Source organism: Streptomyces ortus (genome assembly GCF_026341275.1).
Lineage (GTDB): Bacteria > Actinomycetota > Actinomycetes > Streptomycetales > Streptomycetaceae > Streptomyces > Streptomyces ortus.
Genome location: NZ_JAIFZO010000002.1, coordinates 5,556,473 through 5,571,598 on the forward strand (window position 1 = coordinate 5,556,473; position 15,126 = coordinate 5,571,598).

Sequence of the window (15,126 nt, forward strand, 5' to 3'; positions counted from 1 at the left end):
GGTTCCGTGCGCGGTTGCGTACGTGGCGCGGTCCGCCGCCGCCCGGGCGGCGCGGCGGCTCTCACAGCTGTCCGTGGACGTCGGCGGCGGTGGCGGGGCCCGGCACCGAGGCCGTGGGCGCGGCCCCGGGGGAGCGGCGCGGCCGGACCAGCAGCGCGAGCCCGCCGAGCAGTCCGCCGGCGCTCGCACCGACGAGACCGGTCACCGTCGCCGACGCCGAGGAGGCCTCGGTGGGCCGGATCGCCCGGGAGAACTGCAGCAGCTCCACATGCGTGCTGCCCTCGGTGTCGTTCGCGTGCCGGGTCAGCGAGCGCGACACGGCGTTGGCGATGTCCGCGGCGAGGTCGGGCCGGGTGGAGGTGGCGGTCACGGCGACCATCGGCGCGTCCGGCGAGGTCGCCGTCCGCACGCTCTCCCGCAGGGTCGACACCGGTACGCCCGCCCACACCTGGGCGTCCCCCAGCACCGCGAGCTGGGTGGCGACCCGCCCGTAGGCCTGCGCGAAGCCGAGCGCCGCCGCCGGGTCCGACTGCTCGGTGGGGACGGCGATGACGTAACTCGTGGCGGTGTACTCCGGTGTCTTCAGGACGCCGTACGAGCCGCCGAGCACGCCGCCGAGGAGGGCGCCCGCGGCGAGCAGGGACCACGGCGGCAGCGCCCTGGCCCGTGCGAGTGCCGTTCCCGGCCGCCCGGCGGTACGGATGGGGTTGTCGGTCATGTGGAACTCACTCCCAGAGTTGCGGCCGTGTAGATGTCCATGAGCCGGTCGGCACTGCGGGCGATGCTGTAGTGATGGGCGGCCTCCGGCGCCGAGCGCGGCCCGGGACCCTGCGCACGGACCTGCCGCACGGCCCGTACGAAGGAGTCCGCGCCGCCCTGCACCCGGCGGGCGAACGGCGCCGCGTCCCGGGGGAGGTCGTCGACGGCCGGGCAGGAGACGTAGAGCACCGGCAGTCCTGCCGCCAGGGCCTCCACGACGGCGAGCCCGAACGCCTCCTCCGCGGACGGCGAGGCGAGCAGATCCATGGCGCCGGTCAGGGACGGCAGGTCGAGGCCGTCCGCACCGCCGTGCGGCGCCGGACCGTTGGGGCGCTCGCCGGTGAACAGCACCCGGTCGGCGACCCCTGTGCGCTGCGCGGCCCGCCGCAGCACGCTCTCCTCGGGGCCCCCGCCGACCAGCAGCAGCCAGACGTCGTCCGGGAGTTCGGCCAGCGCCCGGACGAGCACCTCGAACCGCTTGCCCGCCGTGAGGCGCCCGACACCGCCGACGACGTACGCCCCCTGCGGCAGCCCCAGCCGGCGCCGGGTGCTCTCGCGGCGGGCCGCGTCGAAGCGGAAGCGGTCCACGTCGATGCCGTTCGGCACGACCTCGATGCGCGGGCCCGGCACGCCCCAGCGGCGCAGCCGTTCGGCGACCGTGGGCGAGACCGCGACCGTCGAGCGGCCCAGGCGTTCGCTGGCCAGATAGAGCGCCCGGACGCCCGGGGTGAGGCGGCGGCCCTCCATCTGCGAGTCGCCGAGCGAGTGCTCGGTGGCCACGACGGCCCGCACCCCGGCGAGCCGCGCGGCCGTCCTGCCGTACACGCAGGCCCGGTAGAGGTGAGTGTGGACGAGGTCGTAGCGGCCACGGCGGATCAGCCGGGCCAGGCGCGGGAGCGCTCCGAGGTCACGGTTGCCCCCTATGCCGAGGTGGGTGACGCGCACGCCGTCCGCGGCCAGGCCCTCGGCGACCGCGCCCGGGTTGGTGAGGGTCACCACGTCACACTCGACGGGCAGGTTGCGCACCAGCAGCCGAAGTTGCTGCTCGGCCCCGCCGACCCCGAGCCCGGTGATGACGTGCAGGGCCTTCACCGGGCCGCCTCCGTCACCGGGCCGGCCGCCAGGGGCACCGGACGTCGGCGCAGCCGGTTCAGGCGGTACTTCAGCCACAGCCGCCCAGCGGTGTCGTTCTCCCCGACGTGGACCCGGGGAAGGGCGAAGGCGCCGGTCAGCGGGCCCGGGTCGATCGCGCACGCGTAGCGGTAACCGGCGGCCCGGGCGGCGTCGGCGACCCGCCGGTCGACCGTCCCGTACGGGTAGCACAGGCCCGGGACCTCACGGCCCGTCAGCTCCGCGAGCAGGGCCCGGCTGCCGCCGATCTCGGCGCCGAGCAGTGCGTCGTCGGCCAGGGTGAGGTCGACATGGGTGAGGCCGTGCGAGGCGATCTCCAGGCCCTCGGTGTCCGCGAGGCGGCGGATGGAGTCGGCGGTCAGGAGCTGTTTGCGGGGGCCGAGCGGATCCCATTCGTTCGTCCCGCCGAGCCGGCCCGGCAGGACGAACACCGTCGCGCCGAAACCCCAGCGCCGCAGTACGGGCAGGGCGTTGTCGGCGAAGTCCGCGTAACCGTCGTCGAAGGTGAGGCCCACCAGGCCCCGGCCCTCGCCCCGGGCGCGGGCCGCGAGCAGGTCCGCCATGCCCACCCCGCGCAGACCCCGGCGGTGCAGCCAGCCCAGCTGCCGGTCGAGGCGGCCCGGGGAGACGGTGATGCGGTACGGGTCGTCGGAACAGTCGCCCACCGAGTGGTACATCGCCACCCACAGGGGCGCCGTGCCGGGCCGGGCGGGTCTCTCCGCGCGGGTGCGGCTCTCGGTACGGGGGGCGTCGGTCGGGCCGATCGGGTCGGCCGGGTCAGCGGAAACGGGCATGCGGCAGCCTTCGGGTGACGGAGCGGAGGGCGGTTCGGAAGGCGGGTGCGACGGCCTGGACGCCGAGCAACCGGAGCAGCGGTACGTAGACGAGGGCGACGGTCGTACCACCGGCGCACAGGGCGAGTGCGGGCGCCTCGAAGCGGCTCGCGCACAGGGCGCCCGCCACGGCCGCGCAGCCGGCCGCGCGGAGCGGCTTGCTGAGCTCGTGGACGACCCGGCGGGTACGGATCGGCACGCTGCGCCGCGCGCTCATGCCGGACAGCAGCAGCGCCGCGGTGAGGGTGATCCCGACCGCGTTGGCGGCGGCGATCCCGGACACCCCCCAGGCGCCGACGGTCGCGGCGCCGATCCACGAGGTGGCGACGATGCCCGCGGCCATCGCGGCGAGCGGGTACCAGGTGGGGCGGCCGGCCGAGAAGTACGTCCGGACGAGCGCGCCCACGAGGGTGTGGCCGAGCAGCCCCACCGAGTAGACCCGCATGACGGTCGCCGTCGCCGCCGTGTCCCGCGCTGTGAACGCGCCTCGCTGGAAGAGGAGTTCGATGATCTGCGGTGCGCACGCGAAGACCGCCGCCGCGCCCAGCAGGACTATGCACGCGGCGACCGAGACGTCGTGCTCGACCCGGTTGCGGGCCCGTTCGGTGTCGCCCTCGGCGAGCGCCTGCGCCAGCACCGGGAAGGTGACCGTGCACAGCATCAGCGAGAGGGTCATCGGGATCTGGGCCACCTTCTGCGCGTAGTTCAGGTGCGAGATGGCTCCGGAGGGGAGGTTGGAGGCGAGGTAGCGCTCGATGAGGACCTGGGACTGCCGGCACAGGGCGAAGAGCAGGACCGGGGTGACGAGGGCGAGATTCACCGAGTGCGTCACCGACGGCTGCCCGGACTGTTCGGACTGCTCGGACCGCCCGGAGTGCTCGGTCGCGGGGCTTTCGGGGGTGGTCGCCGTCGGGGCCGCCGAGCGGTGGCGGCCGAAGAGCTGCCGTACGAGGGACGGGGTCTGTGCCGCCACCATCAGGCAGCCGCCCAGCGCGACACCGATGGCCGCCGACCGTACGCCCCAGTGGCCGCCGAGGACGAACATCGCCGTGATGATGCCGGTGTTGTAGGCGACGTAGATGGCGGCCGGGGCCAGGTAGCGGCGGTGCGCGCGCAGTGCCGCGCTGCAGTAGCCGGCGAGGCCGAAGCTCAGGACGCAGGTCGCCGTCAGCCGCGTGCAGTCGACCGCGAGCCGGGGGTCGGGCAGGCCCGGCGCGAGCCCCGCGACCAGGTAGGGCGCCCCGGCGATGAGCAGTGCGGAGACCCCTACGAGGGCCAGCGCGATGCGGGGCAATGTGGAGGCGACGAGCGCACGGACGGGGTCCCCGCCACTGCCACCGCTGCCGCCGGTCCGGCTCGCCCGCCGTGCCACGGCCAGGCTGAAGGCCGGGACCAGCACGAAGGCCATCCCGTCCTCGATCAGCAGTGTCGCCGCGACCTCCGGCACGGTCCACGCGACCAGGAAGGCGTCCGTCTCGGTCCCGGCCCCGAAGAGATGCGCGAGCGCCTGGTCCCGGCCGAGCCCGAGCAGGGCGCCCGCGATGGAGAGGGCGGCGGTGACGAGCGTGGCCTTGGCGAGGAACCCACGGGTGGGCGGCCCGCCTTCGGCTGGAGGATTCTTCTTGGTCCCGGTCCCGGTGGTGGCTCCGACACCGGGGGCTTCGGTGGCGGGGCGGGCGGTCTCGGCTGCCGCCACGCGGGCGCCGGGCAGCAGGACCTCGTCCGCGCCCCCGCCTCCGGCCCCGGCCTCGCGGTGCCTCCCGGCTGTGGCGCCCGCGCCGCGCGCCGTCGTCCCCTCGTCCCCGGCCCGGGGAGGCGTCACCGTCATCGGTCCCCCGCCTTCTCGTGGGCGTCCCCGGGGGCCCGGCCGTGGGTGCCCTCGTCGGCCAGCGCCCACCACGCGGCGAAGCCGAGTACCAGCGCGGTCAGTACGGTCGAGGGGCCGCCGATGTCGGCGTACACGAAGTCGACCAGTTGCCAGACCAGCAGTCCGCAGGCGACGAGCGCGCAGTCGAGGCCGTGCGCGGAGCGCCGTGCGCGCAGGAGCTTTCGGAGCCCGAGAGCCAGCAGCGCGAGCCAGCTCCCGGCCAGCGCGAGCAGCCCCAGCAGACCCTGTTCGCTGAGGATCAGCAGATACATGTTGTGCGGGGACAGCAGCGGCTGACGCCGGAAACCCGCGCCCGCCCCGTCCGTGTCACTGCCGGAGGACAGCGCGAGCGAGGCGTGCCCGTCGCGGTGGTCCGGGAAGCCCTTCAGCCCCACCCCGGTCAGCGGCCGGTCACGCCACATGTCGACGGCGGCCGTCCACATCGTGTACCGGTCGGTCACCGACTGGTCCGGCGCGTCCGCGACCTGCGTGATGCTGCTGATCCGCTCCTGGAGCATCGCGGAGCCCACCCCGAGCCCGCCCACCAGGACCACCGCGACCGCGGCCACCGCCGCGAACACCCGTACGGCCCGCCGCAGTCCGGCGAGTACGAGCTGTGCCCCGCAGGTCACGGCCGTCGCGATCCACGCGCCCCGGCTGAACGACAGCGCGAGCGGCAGCAGCAGCGCCAGCGCGCACACCGCCGCCGCGGTCCGCTGCCGAGCGGGCCCCGACCCGAGCGCGAGCCCGAGCGCGCACACCAGCCCGAACGCCACCACGGCCGCCATGCCCATGATGTCCGTGGCCCCGAACGTGCCCACGGCCCGGATCATCTCGCCCTGGTACGAGGCCCCGGTCCCGGTCACGAACTGGTGGACCCCGATCGCCCCCTGCCACAGCGCGAGCCCGACGAGGGACCAGGCGACCAGGCGCGCGTCACGGCGGTCGCGGATCAGCAGCAGCACCGCCGCCGGTACCAGCACGAAGATCTGCAGATAGCGGCCGAGCCCCTCCGCCGCCACCCCGGCCGAGGCCGCGCCGGTCGCCGCGACCGCGACCCCGGCGACGGGCAGCCCGAGCACGACGGCCGCGGTACGGGACAGGGGGCGCCGGCGGCACCGTACGAGACGCAGTGCGCAGCACAGCACGACCAGCCCGGACACGGCGTCGGCGAGGGTGCCGCCGCCGTCGCCCGAGACCGGCAGCGCGAGCGTCACGATCAGCGCGATCACGGGCAGCACGGGAAGGAAGCGGCGGGGGGCCGCCGCCACGACGGCGACCAGGGGCGGGGCGGGCAGGACCTGGGTCACCGGTTCAGCTCCCCGTGGGACGCACGAGGGAGACCGCGGTGCGCGCCAGGATGCAGAGGTCCTGCCAGAGCGACCAGTCGTCGATGTACGCGTTGTCGAACCGGCAGCGGTCCTCGATCGAGGTGTCGCCGCGCAGCCCGTGGATCTGCGCGAGCCCGGTGATCCCGGTGCGCATCCGGTGGCGGGCCGCGTAACCGGGGTACGTCTGGCTGAACTGGCCGACGAAGAAGGGCCGTTCGGGGCGCGGCCCGACCAGGCTCATGTCGCCCCGCAGGACGTTCCACAGCTGGAGCAGCTCGTCGAGCGACGTGCGCCGCAGGAAGCGGCAGAACCAGACCATCTCGTGTTCGTTCGCCACGCTCCAGCGGGTCGCCGCCTCGTGCGCGTCGACCGGCCGGTGCGTACGGAACTTCAGCAGGGTGAACGGCCGCCCGTCCTTGCCGATGCGCTCCTGCCGGAACACCACCCCGGGCCCGTCGACGGCCCGCAGCACGATCGCGCACACCAGCAGCACCGGACTGACCAGCAGGAGCAGGACCCCGGAGACCAGCACGTCGAGCAGCCGCTTCCCCGCGCTTCCGTACCGGCGGCCCAGGGACAGCCGACGGCAGGCGAACCCGGCGAGCCGGTCGGCCCGCCCGTACGCCGAGGAGTCCGCGCGCACCTCCCACACGGCGCAGCCCGATTCGCCCAACGCCCGCAGCAGCGAGGCCTGTTCGGGCCATCCGGCGGAGGATCCCACGGCGAGCACGTCCTGTACGCCGTTCTGGATGAGGGCCCGCTGGACCTCCTCGCCGGTGGTCAGCACCGGCAGCCCCTCGCCGTCGCTCGTCTCGTCGGCGACGACGCCCACCGGCCGTACCCCGCAGCCCGGATGCCGCAGGAAGGCCGCCGCCACCCGCTGCGCGTCGACGGTGCGGCCGACCACCAGAGCCGCGCGCGGGCGCCGCAGCTGCGCCCGGCGCCGGTGCCCGTGCACGACGCCCCGGCCCGCACAGCTCACCAGCGACTGCGCCGCGCAGCCGAGGACCAGGGCGCGGGCGGACAGCGCGTGCCCCGGGGAGTACGCGGCCAGCAGGGCCGCGAGCGCGCACCAGCCCACCGCGATCCGGGCGCAGACGGCGGGCAGTTCGTCCAGTAAGGCCGGTACGGCGGGGGTGGACGCGGCACGGTACAGCGAGGCGTGCGCGTTGAGCCGGAGCACCGCGAGCACCAGTACGGCGAGCGGAATCGGATGCGTCCAGGGCAGTGCCAGGGCGCCCCCGGCCAGCGCCGCGCCGATGTCCACGGCGGGCAGGGGCAGCCGTGAGGGCCGCCGGGCGAAGGGCCGTCTGCCGCTCGGGAATCTGAGGCCGCCGACGGCCCCGCGCCGACGCCGCGGGATGACCGAGACGGGCGCGCCGGATGCGACGGACGGGATGGCTGAGACGGACGTGTATCCGTGGTCCGCCGCCCGCGGCCGGCCGCCGGGGGAGGGGACGGTGCTTTCCGCAGTCACGTGTGGATGGACTCCCTGTACTCGGTGTGGTCCACGCCCGTGTCCCGCCCGGTCGGCCAGCTGCCGATCAGATCGCGGTACACGTCGGCGACGGCCGCGGCCGTGCGCCGCACGTCGTGCGTGGTCGTTACGTACCGGCGTCCCTGATGACCGAGCGACTCGCGCAGCAGCGGGTCGAGAAGCAGCTCGGCGACGGCCCCGGCCAGCGCGTCCGGCCGCTCGGACGGCACCAGGCAGCGTGGCCCCTGGCCGGGCGGCAGGCTCTCGCGCGCCCCGTCCACATCGGTGATCACGACGGGCCGCCCACAGGCCATGGCCTCCAGCGGCGCCAGTGCCATGCCCTCCCAGCGGGACGGCAGGACGACCAGATCGGCGGCCTGGTACCAGGGCGTGGCGTCGGTGACGGCCCCGGCGAACAGCACGGACGGCGGAGCCACGGACCGCAGCGCCTCCGCGTCCGGCCCGTCGCCGACCAGCACGAGCCGCGCGGCCGGCACCCGCCGGTCAACCTCCCGCCACGCCTCCAGAAGGACGTCCTGCCCCTTCTGCCGGCACAGCCGCCCGACGCACACCACCAGGGGTGCCGCCGCGTCGACCCCGTCGAGCAGCGCGATCCCGGCCCGTACGGTGTCCACGGGCGCCGGGTGGAAGCTGCGGGTGTCGATGCCGTTGGGGATGACGCTCCACCGGCCCCGGATGCCCGACCGCTGCCCGGTGCGCCGCTCGGCCTCGCTGACGCACACCACCCGCGAGGCCCAACGGGCGCCCAGCCGCTCCCAGTTGAGGGCGAAGAGCCCGGTGGCCCCGCCGACGGCCTCGAACGACCAGGCGTGCGGCTGGAACACCGTCGGCACCCGCCCGCGTACGGCGAGCCGGGCCGCGAGCCCCGCCTTGGCGCTGTGCGCGTGCACGACGTCCGGCCGCACCTCCCGAACGACCTGACGCAGACTCCGTACCTCCTGGGCGAGCCATGGCCCCGGCGAGCGGGTCGCGTGCCAGTGCCGTACGTCCGCGCCCAGGAGCTCGGCCGCCGTCGCGAGGCCGCCCTCCGGGGGGCAGGCGACGGTGACGTCGGCGCCGGCGGTCAGCTGTGCCCGTACCAGGTCGGTGACCACACGGGCCACTCCGCCCTCGACGGGCTGGGAGACGTGCAGGACCCGGGACCTCGGTCCTGGACCGGTCGGTGACAGTCGCGTCGGTGACAGTCGCATACGGGCATTCCTTGCTCACGGGCCGCGCTCGGAGGGAGCGCGGAGGGAACTCGGGCGGGGCCGGAAGAAGAAGAGGGGAAGGGCATCAGCGCTTCGCGTCGACGGCGACGAACAGCGCGCCGGCCCAGGCCGTGTCCCGCCGCGACCGCAGCCGGAAGTCCAGTCGGTCCCCGCCGCGCCGCAGACCCTCGCGGAGATCGAGGACGTCGGAGTCGTACCCCAGCGTGTTCGGATACGCGGGCGTCCGCCGGGAAGCCGTCCCGCCGGACTCGCCGATCGTCGAATTCAGTACGTCGTCCCGGGGATTGGCGCTGTCGCCGAGAGGGACCGCCTCGCCCCAGCCGTCCGACACGGTGAGCGAGTCGCCGGTCCGCCCGCGGTCGCCGTTGTAGGCGACCAGCCCCACGCGGCCCGCGGCCCCCTCCGGGAACGGCAGGTCGTCCACCCGGATCGCCTGTTCGTCGTCCGGTCCCAGCGGGCCGAAGCCGTCCCAGATCGCCAGATGCCGCAGCGGCTCCGACTCCTTCTCGTACGCCACCATCAGCGTCCAGCCGCCCCACGCGCCGGCCGCCGAGTGCCCCATCGCCACATTCACCTGCGCCACGGTGTACGCGCCCGCGCCGCTCGACCGCACCAGCCGCGTGACGTCCGCCGAGGCCTGGAAGGCGTCGGCCCCGTGCGCCACCCGATGCCCGACGAGGGTGTCCGCGAGCACCTCCTGATACCGGCCGCCGGGCTCGGCGATCAGCACCCGTCCGTTGTCCTTGGGCGGCTTCTGCTCGCCGACCCGCAGATTGCCGCCCCAGTACAGCCGCGCGTACGAGACGCGGGCGCCCGACGGCAGACGGACCTCGGCGCTGCTGGAGTTGTAGGTGTTCGGGTCCTTGTCGATGTCCGTGTAGAACATGTCGAAGCCGTCGTTGGCGACCGGTGCGCCCGCGCGGGCGGCGGGGCACGACACCGCGGTCGGTGCGAGGGGCGTACGGCAGGTGATCGACGCGTTGGCGGCCCGGACGATCCCTCCGTGCGCGAGCGCGCGGTACCGCTGGGCGAAGGTCAGGCTCTCCGCCTCGGCGGCGGGCGGCGCGAGCGTGGTGTCCGGCGGGTCGGGGACGGCCGCCGCCGGTCCGCCCGGCACCCACAGCGAGGCGAGGGAAAAAGCACCCACCATCCCACGGCGCAGCAGAAGACCCAGGGAATTGCGCATGACCGGCGTTGCCCTTTCGGGGGGAGTCTCGGCGGCGGAGGTTCTGGCCCTTGCGGGCGGACGAGACGGGGACATCGGCGGGCGGGACGCGGACATCACACGGGTGCCGACATGACTCCCCGTCTGTTTTGAGCGATGTGAGGCGCTCTGGGATGGTCTGTGCTGATCTGAGGAGGAACGCAACTGTAGCCGCTATCCGTATTTAACGGTGAAACCTGTCAAGTGTGTCGGAATCGTGTGCATGCCCTGGAATAACCCCCGGGCTCGCTTCTGGTAACGGCTCGGAGCGTCACTCTTTTGGAGGCACAACCCGCGCCCGTGCCGCGCGTTGATTCCAGAGCCGGGCATCCCGCCCGGTTGTTGTTTCAATCCCAAGGAGCACCTCTCCATGTCGCGTATCGCGAAGGGCCTGGTCTTTACCTCCGTTGCCGCCGCCGCCATGGCGGGCACCGCCGGCATCGCCGCCGCCGACAGTGACGCGCACGGCGCCGCCACCAACTCCCCGGGTGTCCTGTCGGGCAACCTGGTGCAGGTCCCCGTCCACGTGCCGATCAACCTGTGCGGCAACACCGTGGACGTCATCGGGCTGCTGAACCCGGCGTTCGGCAACGTGTGCGCCAACGACTGACGTCGAAGTCCGGCTCCTGATCGGCCGTCCTCCCCCGGGGAGGACGGCCGATCCGCGTTTGCCCCGAATGGAGGGAGGGGCGGCAAGTGCTGTCGGCGGGGCCGGGCATGGCGGCTCATCAGGGACAACGGCCACGGCGGTAGGTACGGACCGTGGGCACGGACCGCCGTGGTGCGCGTGCGATCGGTTGCAGGCGGCGGTCACCGATTCCACGGTGGGCACAGGACCCCGACGCACCATCGAAAGGACCCTCCATGCGTGCTCTGCCCGCGCGGCGTATCGCGACCTCCGCACTCTGCGCCACGTTCCTGCTGGGGATCGCCGGACCCGCCGCCGTGGCCGCCGACCACGGCCCGGCACAGGACGCCCGTGCCGCGACGGCCCCCGGCACGGCGCTCCGGGCGCCGGTGCCCGAGGCGGACGCCCTGCTGGCTCAGGCCACCGCTCTGGGCGAGGTCGCCGGAGTGCTGAAGCCGGTCACCGACCTGCTCACCGCGGCGCTCAAGGCCGACGGCGGGAAGCTGCCGACCGCCGATGCCACGAAGCTCGGCGACGCGGTGAAGGAGGCCGTCGCCAAGGCCACCGCGTCGGCCCCGGCCGCTCCGCAGACCCCGCCGGCGCAGACACCGGCCGTGCCGCAGACGCCCACCGTGCCGCAGACGCCGACGGAGGTGAAGACGCCGACGGAGGCGAACACGCCGGCCGTTCCGCAGAGCCCCGCCGTTCCGCAGAGCCCGGTCGATCCCGAGCTTCCGGCCGCACCGCCGGCGATCCTGCCGGCGCTTCCCGGTGCCCCCGCGCTCCCCGCGCCGGGTGCGGCCGGCCGCGTGGCCGCGCCCGACCTCAGGGCCGACGCGCTCAAGGCCCTGCAGAGCTCGGTCGACTCCCTGGTCGAGGCCGCCACCGCCGGAGACGCCACCGCTCTGGGGACGGCCGCGAAGCAGACCGTGACCGGCCTGGTCAACTTCGTCGCCGCGGTGGCGGTGGGCGGCGGCCTGCCCGCACCGAACCTGCCGGGCCTGCCCAAGCTGCCCTCGAACGTGCCCGCACAGCCGGGGACCGGCGGCTGAGGCGAAGCAGCCACCGTCCCGGCCGTCGGGCCGGCCCGCCACCCGGGCCGGCCCGACGGCTGTCTCCCACCCCGTTTGCACAATATTTCCGGGTTCTCATATGAGGGATCCCATTGGGTGATGAAACACAGCTTCAATCGGGTGGGTTCCAGGAATTTTCCGCGTTCGGGGTTTCCGTCCAGACGAGGTGTCGTTGGGCAGGAAGCAGTGCGAGAGCAGGCATGCACGGTGCCTGAACACTGAGAATTCCCTCGGGTGACGCGAGTCACCGATGAAAGGAACACGATGAAGTCCCTGAAGGCCGCCGCTGTCGTAGCAGGGTCCATGGCCATCGCTGGTGTGGCCGCGCCCGCCTTTGCCGCCGACCTCACTCCCCCCAGCAGCCTCAACGGCGGCCTCAACTCGGCGCTCACCCAGCTCACCACGCAGCCGGTGGACGCCATGCCCCTGCAGTCGCAGTCGAGGGCGCTCGACACGGAGAACCAGGACTCCGCGCTCAGCACCCTCAACGACGTGACGGACGCCCTGAACTCGGCGGGCGGACCCACCGACCTCCTGGGCGGGCTGCCCCTCCAGAAGTGACGCGGGCCCGTACGCGAACGACTCGCGAGCCCGTACGGACCGGGAGTGACGCGGGGGTCGTACGGAAGTGACGCCGGGCCGGTTGCGCATCAGCGCGGACCGGCCCTTCGCGTCGGTCCCCGGCCACCCGAGCATCACGGTCAAGGCCCGGGCGGCCATTTTCCGTGCTCGGGCTGTTTCTTTTCCGCGTCCGGTCCGGGCGGTTTCCCTCTTCCCGTCCGTTCGACCCCGTCCCTCGTTCGTGTGGAGACCTTCAAGGGAATCCCCCGGGCGGGTGAGAAAGGGAGCGGACGCATTCCGACACGTCGATACGGTTCCGCGGTGACCTCAACCTCCAGCGAAACGCGCCCTTTCCCCGCCGCGGACCTCGGCACCCTCGTCGTCATGGCGTGGAGCGGCGAACAGCCCGACGGCGACATGCCCTATCTCCTCGCCTACTCCCTCGGCGACGGCGCGAACGGCCCCGAGGGCTCCGCGACCGCCGTCGAGCAGCTGCTCAAGGCCAACGGACTGCCCCTCGGCGACGAGGTCGTCGACGCCACCCGGCAGCCGAGCTTCCCGGTCCGCCTCCTGGTCGAGTCGGGTCAGGCCGTCGTCAGCATGACCCAGCTCAACGCCCAGTGCCCCGTACCGCCGGAATGGCTCGCCGCGGTCGGCGAACGCGGGTACGCCTACTTCCTGTTCACCACCCGCCCGTGGCCCGAGGCCGAGCCGGGCAAGCCCGTCGAGCCGGCGGCGCTGGCCGCCTTCGCCGGTGACGAGGAGACACTGAACAGGGCGGCACACGCCCTCGTCCCGGCACGCAGCCTGCGCGCCTGACCCCACGTACCGCCGCCCTACCGCGCCCCTCACGCCACCCGGGGCTGCGGGGGTTGCCGGGGTCGCCTGGGCCGCCGGGGCCGCCGGGCCGCCTGGGCCCGGGAGGCTCGCGTCGGCGCTGCGGTGGGACTTTGGGACTTTGGGACTTATGGACGAGCTGAAAATTGCACCGACCGGGGGAATTTTGACCGGATCCCGTGCGCCGGGTCGTTACCCGTTTCGGACGCACCCTCACGAATCCCGAAAGGCCCGTGCCTGAGATGAAGTCGACCACCCGAGGAACTCTTGCCGCCGTCGTCACCTGTGTGGCGGCCGCCGTCGCGACGCCCGCCGTCGCGGCCGACGGGGTTCCGGTCGCCGTGCCCCTGGAAGGTGTGGAGCACTCCCTGAACATGGAGATGCCCAGGATCAGCGGCACCGTGCCGCTGATCACGCCTGGCAGCCCCGACGGGCCGCGGTACGTCGAGGGCCGGCTGCTGCCCGAGCGGGCCCTCCCGCAACTGCCGGTCACCAGCGACCTGCCCTCGCTCGACCTGCGTACGCCGCTGCCGCGCGTGCTCGGGGACACCTTCGACCACCTCGCCGCCAGCACGCCCGCCTCCGAGCTGCGCGCACTGACGCCCGGCGCCTCGCTGGACGCCCCGCTGACCGCGCCGCGTGCGGACATGCTCGGCCTGCCGGCCGCGAAGCTGCCCCAGGTGGCGCTCCTGACGCCGGTCCTGCAGGCGGCACCGGGGGCGACCCTGGGCCTGGCTCCGGGCCTGTAGGCACCGGCAGCGCGGACAGGACGTATTCAAGGGGGCGGGAAATGCGGGTGAGAGTGGGGAACGGCAGGCGGCGTGACGTCCTGAGAGGGGTGTTCGCCGCGGCCGTGGCGGTCGCCGTGGCGCCATTCGTCGGGGCGTCGAGACCGACGCGCGGGGAGCAGGACGCGCCGGATGGCCCCGTCAATGGGCCGTCGCGCGAACTGGCCGACTTTGAGGCGCGGTTCGTCGCCGGGTTCGACGAGATGTACGGCGGACGCCGGATCCGCGGACGCAAGGACGGGGCGGCGGGCCACGCACGTATGGCCGGGGGCGCGCGTACGGCTCCCGGTGGGCTCTGGCGGGTCACGGTGGACGACCGGCCGCTGCACCTCATGCGGCGGGCCGACGGCGGCTTTCTGACCATGATCGACCACTACCGGGCGTACCCGACACCGCTGGCCGCCGCCCGCGCCGCCGTGGACGAACTGGGCGGCACCCTGCGGCTGCGCGCGGCCGACATGGGGGAGGGCCAGGGGGAAGACCGGGGGGAGGGGCACGGGCATGGTGTACACGCGTAAGAACGTGAACGCGCTGACGCGTTCGGAGAAGAGCAGGCTCGTCGGCGCGTTCCTGGAGATCAAACGCACCGGCGAGTACGACGAATTCGTCCGTATGCACATCGACCACTACGTGTCGGACGGTGACGACGGGCTGCGCGCGGCCCATATGACCCCCTCCTTCCTGCCCTGGCACCGGCGGTTCCTGCTGGACCTGGAGCGGGCGCTGCGCAGGGTGGACTCCGGGGTCTCGGTGCCGTACTGGGACTGGACGAAGGACCGCACGCCCGCCGCCTCGCTGTGGGGCGAGGACCTTCTCGGGGGCAACGGGCGCCGGTCCGACCACCAGGTGACGACCGGCCCGTTCGCGCGGCGGCACAAGAAATGGGTCGTCAAGGAGTCGATGACCGACGGCGACTACCTCACGCGTGACTTCGGCAGACCCCGCGATCCGCTGTCCCTGCCCACCGCGGGGGAGCTGGCCACGGCCCTCGACGACCCGGTGTACGACACGGCCCCCTGGGACTCCACCTCCGGCCGCGGCTTCCGCAACAAGCTGGAGGGGTGGGGGACCGGCCGGGGCAACGACGCCTGGCGCAACCACAACCGCGTCCACCGGTGGGTCGGCGGGCACATGCTGGGCGGGGGCTCCGTCAACGACCCCGTCTTCTGGCTGCACCACTCCTTCGTGGACCTGCTCTGGACGCGCTGGCAGAAGCGGCATCAGGGCGCGCGGTATCTGCCGGCGTCACCGCCGGAACTGGGGGAGCGGGCGTACGGGCGGATCGTCGCGCGGCACGAGGAGATGCCGCCGTGGGGTGTGACGCCGGACCAGCTGGAGGACCACAGCCGGATCTACCGGTACGTGTAGAGGTGCCCGCGCGGGCGGCGGCGCGGCGCCCGGGGCG

General features: G+C 73.9%; 15 protein-coding genes. 7 read left to right on the forward strand and 8 right to left on the reverse strand.

Features of this window, described 5'->3' with window-relative positions; genetic code table 11:
- Nucleotides 1–61: 61 nt before the first annotated feature.
- From K3769_RS27955 to K3769_RS27990, 8 genes are all read right to left on the reverse strand, one after another.
- Entirely contained in the window at nucleotides 62–718 is a 657-nt protein-coding gene (locus K3769_RS27955; protein ID WP_267029033.1) for a YveK family protein, read from the reverse strand.
- Nucleotides 715–1,851, reverse strand: coding sequence for a glycosyltransferase (locus K3769_RS27960; RefSeq protein WP_267029034.1), 1,137 nt, complete (start codon nucleotides 1,849–1,851; stop codon nucleotides 715–717). The genes K3769_RS27955 and K3769_RS27960 overlap by 4 nt, the downstream gene beginning before the upstream one ends.
- Nucleotides 1,848–2,684 (reverse strand): polysaccharide deacetylase family protein, encoded by an 837-nt coding sequence (locus K3769_RS27965; RefSeq protein WP_372515047.1) that lies wholly within the window; start codon nucleotides 2,682–2,684, stop codon nucleotides 1,848–1,850. The genes K3769_RS27960 and K3769_RS27965 overlap by 4 nt, the downstream gene beginning before the upstream one ends.
- On the reverse strand, nucleotides 2,668–4,551 hold the full coding sequence (gene murJ, locus K3769_RS27970) for a murein biosynthesis integral membrane protein MurJ (protein ID WP_267029035.1): 1,884 nt from the start codon (nucleotides 4,549–4,551) through the stop codon (nucleotides 2,668–2,670). The genes K3769_RS27965 and murJ overlap by 17 nt, the downstream gene beginning before the upstream one ends.
- Nucleotides 4,548–5,900 carry an O-antigen ligase family protein gene (locus K3769_RS27975; RefSeq protein WP_372515048.1) on the reverse strand — a complete coding sequence of 451 codons (1,353 nt, stop codon included), beginning with the start codon at nucleotides 5,898–5,900 and terminating at the stop codon, nucleotides 4,548–4,550. The genes murJ and K3769_RS27975 overlap by 4 nt, the downstream gene beginning before the upstream one ends.
- 4 nt (nucleotides 5,901–5,904) lie before the next feature.
- Nucleotides 5,905–7,398, reverse strand: a complete 1,494-nt coding sequence (locus tag K3769_RS27980; RefSeq protein WP_267029036.1) for an exopolysaccharide biosynthesis polyprenyl glycosylphosphotransferase — start codon at nucleotides 7,396–7,398, stop codon at nucleotides 5,905–5,907.
- Nucleotides 7,395–8,609, reverse strand: a complete 1,215-nt coding sequence (locus K3769_RS27985; protein ID WP_267029037.1) for a glycosyltransferase — start codon at nucleotides 8,607–8,609, stop codon at nucleotides 7,395–7,397. The genes K3769_RS27980 and K3769_RS27985 overlap by 4 nt, the downstream gene beginning before the upstream one ends.
- An 85-nt stretch (nucleotides 8,610–8,694) precedes the next feature.
- Nucleotides 8,695–9,816, reverse strand: a complete 1,122-nt coding sequence (locus tag K3769_RS27990; protein ID WP_267029038.1) for a DUF3344 domain-containing protein — start codon at nucleotides 9,814–9,816, stop codon at nucleotides 8,695–8,697.
- A 388-nt stretch (nucleotides 9,817–10,204) separates the two neighbouring features.
- Here K3769_RS27990 and K3769_RS27995 point away from each other — a divergent pair, with 388 nt between their 5' ends.
- From K3769_RS27995 to K3769_RS28025, 7 genes are all read left to right on the forward strand, one after another.
- Nucleotides 10,205–10,444 carry a chaplin gene (locus K3769_RS27995; RefSeq protein ID WP_267029039.1) on the forward strand — a complete coding sequence of 80 codons (240 nt, stop codon included), beginning with the start codon at nucleotides 10,205–10,207 and terminating at the stop codon, nucleotides 10,442–10,444.
- A 254-nt stretch (nucleotides 10,445–10,698) separates the two neighbouring features.
- The gene (locus K3769_RS28000; protein WP_267029040.1) at nucleotides 10,699–11,514 is read left to right on the forward strand and encodes a hypothetical protein; all 816 of its coding nucleotides are present in this window, start codon (nucleotides 10,699–10,701) and stop codon (nucleotides 11,512–11,514) included.
- Between the two features lie 285 nt (nucleotides 11,515–11,799).
- Nucleotides 11,800–12,096: a hypothetical protein gene (locus K3769_RS28005; RefSeq protein WP_267029041.1), complete on the forward strand. Its 297-nt coding sequence runs from the start codon at nucleotides 11,800–11,802 to the stop codon at nucleotides 12,094–12,096.
- Nucleotides 12,097–12,417: 321 nt separating this feature from the next.
- Nucleotides 12,418–12,915, forward strand: a complete 498-nt coding sequence (locus K3769_RS28010; protein ID WP_267029042.1) for a DUF5949 family protein — start codon at nucleotides 12,418–12,420, stop codon at nucleotides 12,913–12,915.
- Nucleotides 12,916–13,175: 260 nt separating this feature from the next.
- Complete coding sequence (locus tag K3769_RS28015) at nucleotides 13,176–13,682, forward strand: hypothetical protein (protein WP_267029043.1); 507 nt, start codon at nucleotides 13,176–13,178, stop codon at nucleotides 13,680–13,682.
- 41 nt (nucleotides 13,683–13,723) lie between these two features.
- The gene (locus K3769_RS28020; RefSeq protein WP_267029044.1) at nucleotides 13,724–14,239 is read left to right on the forward strand and encodes a tyrosinase family oxidase copper chaperone; all 516 of its coding nucleotides are present in this window, start codon (nucleotides 13,724–13,726) and stop codon (nucleotides 14,237–14,239) included.
- Complete coding sequence (locus tag K3769_RS28025; protein ID WP_267029045.1) at nucleotides 14,223–15,089, forward strand: tyrosinase family protein; 867 nt, start codon at nucleotides 14,223–14,225, stop codon at nucleotides 15,087–15,089. The genes K3769_RS28020 and K3769_RS28025 overlap by 17 nt, the downstream gene beginning before the upstream one ends.
- The last annotated feature ends 37 nt before the right edge of the window (nucleotides 15,090–15,126 follow it).